Genomic DNA, 14,350 nt, shown 5'->3' on the forward strand with positions numbered 1-14,350 from the left:
CTTTTTTCTATTTGCATAATTCTTCTCCTTCCGAGTCACTCTATAAAAAAAGACATGAGGGTGAGGTATTATGAAAAGTCGTATTGAACAAGATATAGAGTCCGTCATTCAGCGTGTCAAAAGCTTTGCCGGCAAAAGTGATGATATCGTGTTCCACTCGTTTTCATTTGGTCCTTCCGCTGTCTCTGCATGTCTCGTGTACGTTGAAGGACTCACAGAATTTGAGATGCTTTCCAAACAAATCATTTCACCTATGCAAAAGGAACTGACCATCACCGAGGTCGACCACACCACACTTTCTTCCCTTTCTAAAACGTTCTTTGGTATTCAAAATGATGTGCTGGAAGATATGAACCTTGCCATCGAGCAGTTATACAGCGGCAGGGCTATTTTATTTGTGGATAGAGCCACTCAAGCGCTTGCGCTCCATACGAATCTTTTTCAATTTAGAGAAGTAGAGGAGCCGCAATCAGAAGTCCTTGTAAGAGGACCCCGGATTGGATTTATTGAAAATCTTGAAAAAAACACGGCATTGCTTCGTGAAAGAGCAAACGATCCGAACCTTGTCATTCAAAAGGTAAACATAGGTACTCGTAACAAGAAATCTGCTGCTCTTGTGTATGTTCGTGATATCGCAGACCCCAAACTAGTAGATGATGTATTCTCTCGTATGAAGCAAATCAAAATGGATGATATTCCTGAGTCCGGCTATATTGAACAGTTGATTGAAGACAGTCATGTCTCTATTTTTCCACAGATTCAAAATACAGAACGTCCTGATCGGGTGATTGCCTCTGTGCTCGAAGGAAAGGTGTCTATTTTGCTCGATGGGACGCCGTTTGCCCTCATTATGCCGATGACTCTCACTGCCTTGATGCAATCACCGGAGGATTATTATCAAAGATGGACAAGTGCGACTCTTTTGCGTTTGCTCCGTTATATTGCCGTTCTTTTGACGATCTTTTTACCGGGACTCTATATCGCCCTTGTTTCCTATCATCCTGGTTTATTACCAACACGAATGGCACTGACCATCGCAGGCAGCCGGCAAAATGTGCCCTTTCCTCCTGTAGTGGAAGCCATTTTGATGTCGTTTACGATTGAACTGCTGCGGGAAGCTGGACTTCGTCTTCCTAGGGCGATTGGGCAGACGATTGGACTGATTGGCGGCGTCATTATTGGACAGGCGGCTGTCCAAGCCAATATTGTCAGTGCTTTAATGGTGATTATTGTGTCTCTGACGGCACTAGCCGATTTTACTGCTCCATCATATGATTTCAGCTTTCCCTTACGCATCCTGCGGTTTATGGCGATCTTCAGTTCAGCCATGTTTGGATTATACGGCCTCATCATGTGTTATTTATTTGTACTTTGTCACTTGATGCAGCTAAAGACCTTTGGTTTTGACTATTTCACACCTGTTTTGTCTTCACCGTTTTCAGATTTAAAAGATACGTACGTTCGTTTACCAATAGGGCTATTTAAATCGAGACCGAAAACAGCCAAGACAAAAAATCTCAAAAGACAAGGAGAGTAAACGATGTACAGAGCTGAGAAGCTATCATTGTTACAAGTCACCATTCTGTGCAGTTCTACAATGATAGGCGCTGGAATTTTAACCATTCCTCGCAGTTCTGCCAATTCAGGATTCCCTGATGGCTGGATCATTGTATTAATACAGGGAGTCATCTTTGCTTTCGTTGCTTTTTTGCTAGGTTGGATTGCGGAGAAGAATGCACCGGATACCATTTTTGAATCGAATACAAAAGGAGCCGGTGCCTTCTTTGGTACGATCTTTAACCTAATGCTGATCGGTTATTTACTAGCCATTGTTGGCTTTGAGGCGCGTGTACTGGGGGAAGTGGTTCAATTTTTCCTGTTGCAATCGACCCCGATGACAGTGATTGTGATGATTTTTTTACTGGTGGCGATCTATCATTTAAAAAGCGGCATTTTTCCGGTAGTGAAAATGGTGACATATATTTATCCGATGACCATGATCATTTACATTGGGCTCATGCTGTTTAGTTTGAAAATATTTGATTTTGATTATTTACGCCCGGTCATGGCTCACGGGTTTAAAGATTTTAGTAATTTGTTCTCTCAAACATTTATTCAATTTACAGGCTTTGAAGTCATTTTGTTTGTCGTACCGCTTATCTATAAAGACAAATGGTCAAAAGCGAAATGGGCCGCAGCGATCGGGGTAGGGATCACCACACTTATTTACTCCCTCACGCTCTTTATTGTGATTGGTTCCATGACGGTTGGAGAAACGAAATCACTCACCTGGCCCACTGTCTCCCTCATTCAAGCGCTAGAACTAGAAGGGGTCTTCATTGAACGCTTTGATATTTTCTTACTGACGATCTGGACGTGCCAGCAGTTTATTTGTATGCTTGGCTTTTTCCAATTTGCGATTAAAGGATGTCAAACGGTGTTTAAGACAACCAATTTAACGAGACTGCTATGGTTGCTGTTTTTGCTGACCTCAGCTCTCTCTCTTTTTCCGAGAAATATCAATGAAGTCTTTTACTACTCGACTTTACTCGGCTATGCATTATTCGCTGTTTTAGCGATTCCTTTTATAACAGCTATTCTGCTCATGATACGTAAAAAATGGGGAGGTCGATCTGCATGAAAGGGCGGCGTTTATGGCTCATCTTTCTGTCTTCCTGCCTTTTGCTTTTATCGACAGGTTGCTGGGACTTAAAAGATATTGAGAAATTATCGTTTGTGCGCGGTGTTGGCATTGACGAGGAAGATGATAACGGAGTCAAACTCACCTATCAAAACCTTGTCCCTAAAATGGGCGGAACACAAGAAGCAGATTCCCCTGGCTATGTGAATGTCGTCTCAAAGGGGAAAAATGTACTGGAAGCAGTCAGCAATGTCGCTTTGAAGGACCCGCCGATTTACAGTGATCACCTCAAAATCTTTTTGTTTGGCAAAGATCAAGCTGAACATCATGATATTCAAGGGACACTCAACCACTTTATACGAGATGATGAGGTTCGAAGAAGCAGCTACCTCTTAGTGTCACGCCATGAGGCTTCAAAAGTCATCAATCAAAAATTAAAATCACAGCAAAGGGTTCCAGTCGAGCATATTTTTGAAACATCAAAAAACCGGAGCTTTAACGGGAAGATTTTACTGCCAACACGTATTGGCCGAGCGTCGGATTACTTTCAGATGGGTACAAGCTTTCTTGTCCAAAGTGTGGATGTCGTAAACGGGGAACTCACCTATGATGGTGCAGGCATTATCCATGGGAAAACGCGAAAGCTGATAGGATTCATACCAGCAAAGGATGTCCAATCTTTAAACTGGGTCATGAATCGCATCTCAGGCGGAGTCGTACCTGCCACCTACAAAGGCTTTCCGATTACGTATGAAATCAAGAAAGCAAAGTCCAAGATTGAACCCTATCTGAAGAACGGAAAGATTTCCTTTAAAATTAGTGTACAAACAAACGGGAAACTATCAGAAGATCAATATCCCCCTGAAAACTCATACGATGAGCAATACATCAAACGATTTGAGCGCATTTTTGAACGCAAAATCAAAGAGCGCATTCAAAAAGCTGTCCACCACATGCAAAAAGAAGTTGGTGTTGACCCGATCCTTTTAAATCGGCAGGTGCGCATCAAGTATCCAGACTTTTGGGATCAGCACCGCAACGAATGGGATACACTATTTCAAGAAGTAGACATTGCATATGACGTAAAAGTCAGCATTTTGAATTTTGGTGCAGAAGGCGCAACGAAAAGCTTTAAATGGTAGCACAAAAGGCGGTCATCCGCCTTAGATGGCTGACAAAGGGCTAAAATGAACTTTGCTTTAGCCCTTTGTCTTCTTTTCAGCGTGATAGAAAACCTTTGCAGTCTAGGAAGGACGAGTACCGGAGCAGAGCGAATGAAGGATTCGCGAGCACCGGTGCAGAGGACTGACAAAAAATGCGAGGGTTTGCCTACACGCTGAGGTGGATTACCCGGAGGGGGAACCGCCTTTTTTACGTGCAACGATCAAAAGCTGATAAAGCGTCACTTGATCAGATAATGCTTTTGTTTGAAATCCAAGTGACTCTCCTACTCTCGCCACTTCGTCAAAAAACAATTGAACGTTTTGATCAATTGGCACATTGATCGGCTGTTCAATCACGCGATGAAACAAATGGTCTGGAAAGAGCGCCCGCATTGTATTTGGTGTGAAAAATCTCATATGTGTTCGATCTAAAATCCCCACATCTTGATACGTAAAATCACCTGCCATTAAAGGCAGCAGTACTTCCGCATGCATCATATTAGGTAAGCAGCAAATGATCACGCCACCTGGTTTTAAAGACGCATGCGCTTGAGCAATCATCTGCCATGGATCTGACACATGCTCTAACACATCAGAAAAGATCACAGCATCAAAAAAAGCTTCTTTCTCTGACCAAGGATACTCATCCGCTTTTGTCTCAATCACTTCTTTGTAATACGCCTTTGCTATCTCTGCTTTTAATGCATCCGCCTCTACTCCGTACATGTCAGCGGACTGCCGGTTGATCAGTTCAAGCCCTGTCGCCCCAGCACCGCAGCCAACATCCAGCACACATCTGGCATCCTCAGGGAGCAGTGCTGCAAAATATGGATGGGGGGAGATCAGGTTTAAATCAATACCCCATTTATCTAAAAATCGAAGCCTGTTCTCCGCAAACAATGTAGAGATATTCGTTTCTTCATTGGCATTGAATGTGGCATGACCGTGATGATGTACAAATGAATCATGGACGATTTGCAGCTGGTATCCCTTCAGCAACGAACGCAGACAAAGGTCATCATCCTCAAATGATCCATATACAAACCGCTCATCAAATAACCCGACATCCTCGATCAGCTCTCTTTTGACCAGCAAACAAAAACCAACAAGTCTATGCACATATGTCCTTTGGCCTTTTCTCGAAGCCGTATATGCCTTCGCAAAGGCAGGAAGCTCCTTCACATCTGTGTAAGATGGCTGAACGAGCTGAGGACCACTCACATAATTGGAAACAGGGCCTACCATACCAATACGATCTGATGCAAAAAGGGCTTCTTTTAATGGTAAAAGCCAGTTTTCGGTAACAATCGTGTCGTTATTTAAAAAAAGAATACTATCTCCTGTTGCTTTTTTCGCCCCTTGGTTACAGCCCTTAGCAAAGCCTTGATTCTTCTCGTTGTCAATCAACACGACATCTTCCAGTTGTCTCACATATTCCTTTGTTCCGTCTGATGAAGCATTATCCACGATAATGAGTTCATATTCATCACGCCGAGTATGCTTCTTGATACTGTCGATACATTTTTTCGTTAGGTGCAGTTCATTGTACGTCAGCATCACGATGCTCGTTTTTCCTTTCATCTCATTTCCACCTTTCGCCCGCCTGTTCCATATGTATGTCATAGGCTGCACGTTCAGAAGATGAGTGATTGTCCTTTCTTGATTAAACGTTTGTTTAACAAAGGGCTAAAATGAATTTTTTAGCCCTTTGTCTTCTTTTCAGCGTGATAGAAAACCTTTGCAGTCTAGGAAGGACGAGTATCGGAGCGGAGCGAATGAGAGATTCGTGAGCACCGACACACAGGACTGACACCGAATGCGAGGGTTTGTCTACACGCTGAGACCAGCTGCCTCATGCAGCTGGTCTTTTTTCATACCGTTTCCCCTTCGTCATTCACGACGGCACGGTTTCTCTTTTTTAAATCTTCTTCAATCTCTTCAAGACTTTTCCCTTTCGTTTCTGTGACTAAATATTTCACAAATAAGAAGGCACCTATGCCGATGGCTGCATAAATAAGGAAAAGGTTACTGATGCCAATTGCACTTAACAAGGCTGGGAATGTGAGCGAGATGATCAAATTCCCTGTATGCAGTAGGAAGGTCGATACCCCCGTACCGATTCCCCGGACATGTACTGGGAACAGCTCCGGCAGCATCACCCATACGACCGGGCCCCAGCTGACAGCAAAAATGACGATGAAAAGTCCTAAACATATAATCGTCGTCCACCCTGCAGCTGTTGATCCCTCGAAAAAACGATTGACCACTGCTAGAACTATCAAACTAAGAACCATCCCTACATTTCCAAATAGGAGTAACGCTTTCCGCCCGACACGATCAATGATTTTAATCGCAACAAACGTCATGACAACATTGACTGCACCAATTCCTACAGTTCCTAAAATGGCTGCTGAATCGCCAAAGCCGACACTTGTGAATGTTTTTGGTGCATAATAAATGATCGTATTTGTCCCAATAAACTGCTGTAAAAAGGCTAAACCGACACCAGCAATTAAAGCTGGGCGCACCCATGGTTCGAGTAATTCCTTAAGACCGCCCTTTTCTTCACTTTCTGCTTTTTGAATATCCGCAATCTCGTCTTCAACTTCTTGCTTACTTTGTCTAAGTTTTGACAATATTTCTTTCGCCCGGTCCGCCTGTCCTTGGACAAACAGCCAGCGAGGACTTTCTGGCATAAACAAAATACCACATAACAAGAGCACAGAAGGAACAACGGCAATTCCAAGCATCAGACGCCATGCCTCTGCATCTGCTAAAACGTAGTTCACAATATAGGCAAGAAGAATACCAAATGTGATCATGAGTTGGTTTAATGAGGAAAGTGCCCCTCTTGATTCCTTTGGCGCAAGTTCAGATAAATACAATGGAACAATCGTCGTCGAGCATCCGACAGCAAGTCCTAGCACGATTCGAAATAAGACCATGACCTCCGTATTCGGTGCAAGGGCTGTTCCAAATCCGCCGATAATAAATAAAATGGCTGCGGCGATAATTGCTTTTTTCCGTCCGAATTGATCTGTCAGTTTTCCAGAAAGAGAAGACCCGAGCATCGCCCCGATTAAAATCGAGCTGACCACAAGTCCCTCTGTAAATGCATTTAAACCTAAATCCTCTTTCATAAATAAGATAGCGCCAGAAATGACACCTGTATCGTAACCATATAAGGCGCCGCCAAGTGCGCCGAAGAAATAAAGCCACCCATTCCGATTTTTCATGATCATAACCCCTCTTTTATCTATGTAATGACTGGATGTTTCTCTATGAAAAATCATTTTCCTCACTTCCTGTCATTTCAAACATTTCGATGTTTTATGACAAATATATTTCATTTGCGTATCATTGAAACTTTTTTAGATAAGGAAACGTCAATTAAGCGTTAGTGAAAAAAATGTCGCACTATATCCCGTTTTAAGGTATATTTGTTTTAGTTTGTAAGCATGAAGAAGGACATCTTTACTATAAAATCATAGCGAGGGTTTAAAATATATGGATCAAACAAGAAGTAAACGCAAAGGCAAAAAGCGTTTAAAACCATGGGTGAAAGTCACTCTTTTTATTTTTGGTATTCTTTTACTGACAACCGCTTCTGTCACCGGCTATGCCTACTATAAAGTGACAACAGCTGCTAAAAAAGCACAAGTCTCTCTAGACCGCGGTGCACAATCTGTCAAACGGATTGAAGCATTTGATCCTGGGAAAGACAGCTTTTCTGTCTTGCTGCTTGGCATTGACAGCAGACCAGGCGAAACCGTCAAACAAGCACGAAGCGATGCAATGGTATTAGCGACAGTAAATCGTACGAATAAAACCGTGAAATTATTAAGTATTCCAAGGGACTCATATGTTAATATTCCAGGTCATGGTTATGACAAAATTACACATGCACACGCATTTGGTGATGCAGACCTCACGGTGAGTACAGTTGAGAATTTACTAGATATCCCTGTCGACTTTGTAATTGAAAGTAATTTCAAAGCGTTTAAGGAAATTGTGAACGAATTAAACGGTGTTTCCGTTAACATTAAAGATGAATATGTTGTGAAACAGATTCTTAAAGATACAAAGGGCAAAGTTCAGCTGCAAACGGGTACTCACACACTAGATGGTAATCAAGCTCTCGCTTATGTGAGAACAAGAAAAGCAGACAGTGATCTCATGCGCGGACAGCGTCAAATGGAAGTTTTAAAAGCCATTTTCGATAAATCAAAATCAGTAACGTCCATTCCGTCTTATGACAATATCATAGATACTCTAGGTGATAACGTCTCAACTAACCTGTCAATGAAAGAACTAGTCGGTCTTTTCCCACTACTCACTTCATTGAAATCTGTTGATACGATTCAACTAAAAGGATCTGATTACCAGCCAAATGGCGTTTATTATTACCAATTGGATCAAAACCAACTGAACGAAGTCAAAACGGAATTGAAGAAACAGCTTGAATTATCATAAAAACAGAAAGCGTCCTTTTGGGCGCTTTTTATGTGTTGAAAAAGGTGTTTCCCCTTTTTCTTCTTTTCACCCTGATAGAAAACCTTTGCAGTCTAGGAAGGACGAGCACCGGAGCAGAGCGAATTGACATTCGTGAGCACCGAAGCGCAGGACTGACAAAGAATGCGAGGGTTTGTCTACACGCTAAAAGCGTCCTTTTGGGCGCTTTTTCTTATATCCTTGATCAATTGACCATTTTTGTTTAGCCTTAAAGAGAGGAATCCACGATCCGACTCTTTCATGAGAATGAAGGAAATCGTACATACTTTGAAGAGGCTATTGCATGAATGAAGGAGGATATAACAGCAATGAAAAAAATGATTGCGATTGATTTAGACGGTACACTCTTAAATACGAAAAGTGAAATATCCGCTCAAAACCGGCAAGCATTGATTCTTGCGAAGGAAGCTGGATATATTGTGACCATTTGTACAGGGCGCGCGACTTTTGATGTAAAAGAGCTTCTTGGGGATTTTGACATTCCCATTATTGCGGCAAATGGAGGAACTGTCCATACAGAAGGGTACAAGCTCTTCAGCAGAATCACCCTTGATCAAGAAGCTGGTAGACGTGCCGCAAAGGAATTAGTGGAACGGAACATTTATTTCGAGGTCTATACAGACGATGCCCTCCTTTCCCCATTTGATGGAAAAGATAAGCTCAAAGCTGAATTTGATATGATCAAAAGCGCCAATCCTAACGAGGATGTAGCTGATTTATGGGAAGGAGCGATGACTCAATTTAAACAGTTTGGCATCAAACCTGTCGATGACATCCGTCAAATTTTTGAGTCGAATGAACCAACTTATAAATTACTATGCTTCTCATTTGATATGAATAAGCTGCAAGAAGCACGAGATCTTCTTTCTAAGATGCCTGAGCTCTCCTTGACCTCATCTGGAGAACATATCATTGAGGTACTGCCAAAAGAGTCAGGCAAAGGACATGCCCTCAAGAAACTTGCAGCCCATTATGGCGTTGACCGATCCAATATTTATGCGATCGGTGACAGCCCTAATGATCTATCCATGTTCGATGAAGCAGGACACAGAATAGCGATGGGGAATGCGGTGGATGTCATTAAAGAAAAAAGCACCTATATCACAAAAGGCAACCATGAAGATGGCGTCGCCTATTTTATTGATCTGCTTTTGCAGAATCAATTTCAAGAAAAAAAGACGCTTGTCTGATCAGCGCCTAGTGAGAAGTCGAGAAGTCCGATCTGAGCATTGATCGGGCTTTTTCTTTATTTTTTAATTCTAACAGCCGTCTCATATTTATCCTTCCAATACGTACTTGTTTTCATATTGGTAATGACAACGCCATTTGAAACCGTCACATGAATGACTTGATTTGAACCAGCATAAATGGCTGGCATCAACGAAGTCCCTTTAAAAAAGACAAGATCTCCTGGCTTTAGTTCCGATCGTTTCACAGGTGTACCTGCTTTAACTTGTCCCTGCGCATAGCGAGGCATCTCCATTCCAAGCACTTCTTGATAGATATACTGCGTGAATCCTGCTGTATCAAAGCCTTGCTTTGGGCTCGCACCACCTTTTACATAGGGTACTTCTCCAATATACGTGGCAGCTTTTGATACGACTGGGTCTTCTTTCGCTAGTTTCAGCTCAGTTAATCGTTTCGCACCTGTCCATTTCTCACGCCAATACGATTCAGACAAATAAGAAATCGTCACACTTTCCGAACGGCTCGCATGAATAAAGCGGTCTCCTCCGATGTACATGCCTACATGTGAAATTCCTTTTTTATACGTGTTGCTAAAAAAAACAAAGTCTCCAGGGCGAATATCGTCTCGTGCTACTTTCTCTCCAACCATCCATTGCTGCTCAGCACTTCTTGGTAAATAAATCCCAAGTGATTTTTCAAATAAATATTGTAAAAAACCTGAACAATCGAATCCTACTTTTGGATCTGATGCCCCGAATACATAAGGGATTCCTAAATATTTCATCGCATCTTTCACCAGTTGATCATCCGACATCTCTTGGGAGACAGGCAGCCGTTTGACCGCATAGAACCGATCGGTCCAATATTTACTTTTGCTGACATCTGTTTTCACCACCCCTTGACTGAGTGTGATGTGGATCACTTGATCATTTCCAGCGTACAAAGCAACGTGTGTCGGGATGTCTTTTGTTTCTTCAAGACTGCGAAAATAGACAAGGTCTCCGGGCTTTGCTTTTTCCCATGATACATTTTCACCGATTTGGTATTGATCGATCACCTTTCGCGGCAAATCAAATGCACCTGTTGTTTTGTATACATATTGTATAAAGCCAGAAGCATCAAAGCCCGTTTTCGGATCGATTCCTCCTTTATGATAAGGCGTGCCTATCAGCGTTTCCGCTTGTTTTAAAGGAGATGTTGTTTGAGCAGACACCTCTGTTTGGGACATAAACATGAGTCCTACAATGGCACATCCTCCAAGCAGTATTCCTTTCCATTTCATCCTCTCTTCCCCCTTTCTTTTATAGTTTCGACATGACCCCTTTCATTTTACACCTTTTTCCGTCAAAAAAGAGCACGCCTCGCGTGCTCTTTTCATCATCATTTCTTTATTTACTCGCTTCCGCTTTTGACTGCTTTTGCTGTTCAATTTTCTGCATTTCAACCGAGATCTTTTGTTTCTCATGATCTGTGAGGCTGTCACTGAATTTAAAAGCAGACATAAAGACAAAGACTAAAATTAACGCAACAAACGGCCAGCTTGCTTTAAGGAATTTCATTTTTTATCCTTCCCTTCGTTTTCTTTTAATGTTTGAACTTTATCAGAATGATCGACTTCAAAGAAAATATGTCCGTCTTTTTCTTTCCAATCCGCATTCGTGCCATTTGTCAGCATACGGATAATCGATTTTGATTCAAGAGATCCTGCTTTGACTGGAGCAGGTGTCGCTTCTTTGATGTACATTGGAACCACTTCAAATGTCGCTTTTCCATCTTCATTCAGATGATACTGAACAATAGCAGAATCACGTGTTCTTGACCAGCCTTGGTCAAAAATAAAGTTCCCCAAGCTATAGAAGATCGCTGTTCCGTTATAGACTTCCATCGGCTCAAGAACGTGCGGGTGTGCACCGATAATGATATCAGCACCAGCCTTTGACATCGCTCTTGCCAGCTCTCTTTGTCTGTCGTTTACTTCATTGTTATATTCCTGTCCCCAGTGCGCATGAACAACAACGATATCTGCCTTTTCAGCAGCTTGTGAAATCATCGGAATAAAGATAGATGGATCAGCTGGTAGAATACCTGCCTTGCGATTTGTTGCTTTAAAATCTTTTCCATATACATCTGTAAAACCAAGGGTAGCGATTTTAACGCCATTCACTTCTTTGTATGAAATGTTCTGCTTCGCATCATTGACGTTGCGCCCTGCCCCTGTATAATCCATGTCAGCTTTTTCAAAGGCATCAATCGTGTTATTTAAGCCTTTTTCACCGTAGTCTGCTGCATGGTTATTCGCAAAGTTTAGTACAGAGAAATTCAAATCCTTTAACGCTTGTACAGAATCTTCATCTGTTTTCAAATGAATATTCTTTTGTGCTGCCTGTTCCTTATCTGAAGCCACTGGATGCTCAAAATTCCCTGTTACATAATCTGAAACATCAAAATACGGCTTCGCATAGCGGAACAGGTGCTGCTTTCCATAACGGTCTGTTACTTTCTCTACATTTCTTCCAAACATAATATCTCCGACAAACGAAGCGGTCAGGATGTTTTCTGGATTCTTTTCTACAGTTGGTACTTGTGCTTTCCCGATAAATGTAAATAGAAATGTACAAGCAATGACAATCGGTAAAGCAATCAGTACGTGTTTATTCGTCTTTTTCTTTTGGTTCTTTGTGATTTTCAGCAGCTTTTCCTGAAAGCTCAATTTTTTATTCATCATTGGACACACCTTATCTTAAAATAGATAGTAAACATACATGATGGCAAATGTTGCACCACTTAGAAGTAATGTGCTTCCAAGGGTAATCGTAAGACCTTGCTTTTGAATCGTATTCGCAATCAATCCAGGCACGATGATTCCGATTCCGCGGAATTCTGCTATTTCAAACGGAACCACTGGATAGAAGAAATCAAATATGAGCTTTAAGGCAATCCCTGTAATCAGCATCGCCGCAAACTTTCTGCGTCCGTACAAAATCATAAATTTCGATAGACCAAAACGAACGATCACATATGTCAGCAAGCTGACAGATAAAACAACTAAAATGAAGACTGGCTGGTTAAAGACGAGTGCCAGATAACCTGGAACAACCAACCCAGCTGGTACGATTCCTGTTTTTTCTGCAAAAATTAAACTGAGTAGAACACCTAAAATTAACGAGATATAAAGATCTGATCCGAACATTTTCTATATTTCCTCCTAGCTGACAAGCTGCTTAATTTTGTATTCTTGAATTTTTTCGATTAAAGGTTCAGCGGCGCCGTGAATATTGCCGACTCCATAAACCACTCGATTATGAAGCTTTTTCTCAAGCATGTTCATAATTTGTTCTGTAGATTGATATTCAAGGTTGTGTAAGTGGTCAGCCGGAATTTTTCCATCCTCAAATGCCTTCACAATTGGATCTGTCGTTTCACCAATTAAGACAAGATCACTTGCTTCAATATAAGGAAGTACATCCTCCGCAAACTGGATCGTTCTATCTACACGATCCGCACGACAGTTCATGATAATAATCGGTTCATCTGTTGGATACCCAATTTCCTTCACACGCTTCCAAATGTTCAACGTAGATGCTGCGTCATTAGCCGCAAATCCATTTACAAAATGTCCAGGTGTTTTTGCATCCATTAATGGAAGAATTCTCATCGCTCCTGGATCAGGCGGCGCATTTAACATGCCTCTGAATGCCGTATCTTCATCAATTCCCAATGCTTGTGCGACACCAAGTGCAAGTGAAGCATTATCCGGGAACACCATATACTCAAATTTCCGTAAATACTCATCGGTAATCTTGGAATTATCTGCAACAATCACTTCAGTATTGCGTTTTTTCGCAATCTCTTTAAAGAAATCTGTATATTCACTATCCGTAATAACCAAGTGCCCATTGTAAGGAATTGTCGCTGTAAAGGCTTCAGCTATTTCATCAAGAGTTGGCCCCATCACATCCATATGATCTTCAAGAACGTTTACGATCACGCCAATATTCGCTTGAAGCAGCTCTTCCTGAAAGATAATTTGGTAATCTGGATTCACCGCCATACATTCACTGACGATGGCATTTGCTCCTCTTTCAACTGTTTCTCTCATAACTTCTTTCTGCTCTCCGATATTTGGTCCTTGCGGTTTCCTTTTAATCGGTTTCTCTTCTGGCGTATCCCAATAAATCATTCTTGCATCCGTTCCTGTTGTTTTGCCGACAGTTTTATAACCTGCCTCCATTAAGATACCGGTTGTCAATCTTGTAACGGTAGACTTTCCGCGTATACCATTAATATTGACGCGTACCGGCAGGGCATCGATATTTTTCTGATGACGCTTCTTTTCAATAAAGCCAATCCCTAACATGATGACACAGGCTATAACGATTAACCACATCGCTTATCTACATCTCCTTTTTTTATGAGTGTGATATGTAAATTCAATCAACAGTATATAGGTTCAGCATAAAATCACAATCGGTATTATGTAACATAATCTTTCACTTCCTCGTATGCCAAATTCCTCTAAACAGAAGGCGTAATTGCCTATCTCACTCTCAAATGAAAAGGCCAAAAGACGGACAAAATGACGCCTGATTTTCTGCTCAGAACAAGAGAAAGCGTTACCATCAAACAGTGAAAAATCTTTTGTCCTTTTCTCCCTAAATTTTTCGACAATTATTAAGATGTATTTTGAATCAATGTTTTAAAGCCCTTTCATCTCTACGAAATCAGTCATATCAGCGCTTTAAATGAATAGTGCGTGTTTTAGAATATTTTATATTTTTAAATGAACAGGTTAGAAAGTCATCCTCATTGGTCAGAACGCTATGTGTTGACCTATGACAAAGGTCAC

The 14,350-nt window shown here is 41.5% G+C and carries 12 protein-coding genes; 5 read left to right on the plus strand and 7 right to left on the minus strand.

Annotated elements, in window-relative coordinates; translation table 11 throughout:
* Nucleotides 1-70: 70 nt before the first annotated feature.
* From NST15_RS16705 to NST15_RS16715, 3 genes are read left to right on the plus strand one after another with little or no spacing between them, the layout of a single operon-like run.
* Nucleotides 71-1,537, plus strand: a complete 1,467-nt coding sequence (locus NST15_RS16705; protein WP_035389723.1) for a spore germination protein — start codon at nucleotides 71-73, stop codon at nucleotides 1,535-1,537.
* A gap of 3 nt (nucleotides 1,538-1,540) precedes the next feature.
* Nucleotides 1,541-2,641, plus strand: coding sequence for a GerAB/ArcD/ProY family transporter (locus NST15_RS16710; protein ID WP_007499883.1), 1,101 nt, complete (start codon nucleotides 1,541-1,543; stop codon nucleotides 2,639-2,641).
* Nucleotides 2,638-3,783 carry a Ger(x)C family spore germination protein gene (locus NST15_RS16715; protein ID WP_342498682.1) on the plus strand — a complete coding sequence of 382 codons (1,146 nt, stop codon included), beginning with the start codon at nucleotides 2,638-2,640 and terminating at the stop codon, nucleotides 3,781-3,783. The genes NST15_RS16710 and NST15_RS16715 overlap by 4 nt, the downstream gene beginning before the upstream one ends.
* Nucleotides 3,784-3,987: 204 nt before the next feature.
* On the opposite strand, the gene NST15_RS16720 is transcribed toward NST15_RS16715, so the two are convergent.
* Nucleotides 3,988-5,385: a bifunctional glycosyltransferase family 2 protein/class I SAM-dependent methyltransferase gene (locus NST15_RS16720; protein ID WP_342498683.1), complete on the minus strand. Its 1,398-nt coding sequence runs from the start codon at nucleotides 5,383-5,385 to the stop codon at nucleotides 3,988-3,990.
* Between the two features lie 290 nt (nucleotides 5,386-5,675).
* Entirely contained in the window at nucleotides 5,676-7,040 is a 1,365-nt protein-coding gene (locus NST15_RS16725; protein ID WP_100218329.1) for a sugar porter family MFS transporter, read from the minus strand.
* Between the two features lie 271 nt (nucleotides 7,041-7,311).
* Here NST15_RS16725 and NST15_RS16730 point away from each other — a divergent pair, with 271 nt between their 5' ends.
* Together NST15_RS16730 and NST15_RS16735 are read left to right on the plus strand one after the other, a co-directional pair.
* Complete coding sequence (locus tag NST15_RS16730) at nucleotides 7,312-8,277, plus strand: LCP family protein (RefSeq protein ID WP_035389731.1); 966 nt, start codon at nucleotides 7,312-7,314, stop codon at nucleotides 8,275-8,277.
* 347 nt (nucleotides 8,278-8,624) lie between these two features.
* Nucleotides 8,625-9,506: a Cof-type HAD-IIB family hydrolase gene (locus NST15_RS16735; RefSeq protein ID WP_342498684.1), complete on the plus strand. Its 882-nt coding sequence runs from the start codon at nucleotides 8,625-8,627 to the stop codon at nucleotides 9,504-9,506.
* 56 nt (nucleotides 9,507-9,562) lie between these two features.
* Here the strand turns inward: NST15_RS16735 and NST15_RS16740 are convergent, their stop codons facing one another.
* The 5 genes from NST15_RS16740 to pgsB form a co-directional block, all read right to left on the minus strand.
* On the minus strand, nucleotides 9,563-10,786 hold the full coding sequence (locus NST15_RS16740; RefSeq protein WP_035702253.1) for a C40 family peptidase: 1,224 nt from the start codon (nucleotides 10,784-10,786) through the stop codon (nucleotides 9,563-9,565).
* Between the two features lie 106 nt (nucleotides 10,787-10,892).
* Nucleotides 10,893-11,063: a hypothetical protein gene (locus tag NST15_RS16745; RefSeq protein ID WP_008343253.1), complete on the minus strand. Its 171-nt coding sequence runs from the start codon at nucleotides 11,061-11,063 to the stop codon at nucleotides 10,893-10,895.
* Nucleotides 11,060-12,226 (minus strand): CapA family protein, encoded by a 1,167-nt coding sequence (locus NST15_RS16750; RefSeq protein WP_017360004.1) that lies wholly within the window; start codon nucleotides 12,224-12,226, stop codon nucleotides 11,060-11,062. Before NST15_RS16750 ends, NST15_RS16745 begins: the two co-directional genes overlap by 4 nt.
* An 18-nt stretch (nucleotides 12,227-12,244) precedes the next feature.
* On the minus strand, nucleotides 12,245-12,694 hold the full coding sequence (gene pgsC, locus NST15_RS16755; RefSeq protein WP_007497520.1) for a poly-gamma-glutamate biosynthesis protein PgsC: 450 nt from the start codon (nucleotides 12,692-12,694) through the stop codon (nucleotides 12,245-12,247).
* A 15-nt stretch (nucleotides 12,695-12,709) separates the two neighbouring features.
* Nucleotides 12,710-13,891 carry a poly-gamma-glutamate synthase PgsB gene (pgsB, locus tag NST15_RS16760; protein ID WP_007497522.1) on the minus strand — a complete coding sequence of 394 codons (1,182 nt, stop codon included), beginning with the start codon at nucleotides 13,889-13,891 and terminating at the stop codon, nucleotides 12,710-12,712.
* Nucleotides 13,892-14,350 lie beyond the last annotated feature (459 nt).

Origin of the sequence: Bacillus sp. FSL R5-0820 (genome assembly GCF_038593385.1) — a bacterium.
In the GTDB taxonomy this organism is placed as follows: domain Bacteria; phylum Bacillota; class Bacilli; order Bacillales; family Bacillaceae; genus Bacillus; species Bacillus altitudinis.

What these genes read in the sequence shown, in the direction of transcription:
- NST15_RS16705 (WP_035389723.1), top strand. Translation starts at nt 71, where the DNA reads ATGAAAAGTCGTATTGAACAAGATATAGAGTCCGTCATTCAGCGTGTC.
- pgsC (WP_007497520.1), bottom strand. Translation starts at nt 12,694, where the DNA reads ATGTTCGGATCAGATCTTTATATCTCGTTAATTTTAGGTGTTCTACTC.
- NST15_RS16715 (WP_342498682.1), top strand. Translation starts at nt 2,638, where the DNA reads ATGAAAGGGCGGCGTTTATGGCTCATCTTTCTGTCTTCCTGCCTTTTG.
- NST15_RS16720 (WP_342498683.1), bottom strand. Translation starts at nt 5,385, where the DNA reads ATGAAAGGAAAAACGAGCATCGTGATGCTGACGTACAATGAACTGCAC.
- NST15_RS16730 (WP_035389731.1), top strand. Translation starts at nt 7,312, where the DNA reads ATGGATCAAACAAGAAGTAAACGCAAAGGCAAAAAGCGTTTAAAACCA.
- NST15_RS16745 (WP_008343253.1), bottom strand. Translation starts at nt 11,063, where the DNA reads ATGAAATTCCTTAAAGCAAGCTGGCCGTTTGTTGCGTTAATTTTAGTC.
- NST15_RS16750 (WP_017360004.1), bottom strand. Translation starts at nt 12,226, where the DNA reads ATGAATAAAAAATTGAGCTTTCAGGAAAAGCTGCTGAAAATCACAAAG.
- pgsB (WP_007497522.1), bottom strand. Translation starts at nt 13,891, where the DNA reads ATGTGGTTAATCGTTATAGCCTGTGTCATCATGTTAGGGATTGGCTTT.
- NST15_RS16740 (WP_035702253.1), bottom strand. Translation starts at nt 10,786, where the DNA reads ATGAAATGGAAAGGAATACTGCTTGGAGGATGTGCCATTGTAGGACTC.
- NST15_RS16725 (WP_100218329.1), bottom strand. Translation starts at nt 7,040, where the DNA reads ATGAAAAATCGGAATGGGTGGCTTTATTTCTTCGGCGCACTTGGCGGC.
- NST15_RS16710 (WP_007499883.1), top strand. Translation starts at nt 1,541, where the DNA reads ATGTACAGAGCTGAGAAGCTATCATTGTTACAAGTCACCATTCTGTGC.
- NST15_RS16735 (WP_342498684.1), top strand. Translation starts at nt 8,625, where the DNA reads ATGAAAAAAATGATTGCGATTGATTTAGACGGTACACTCTTAAATACG.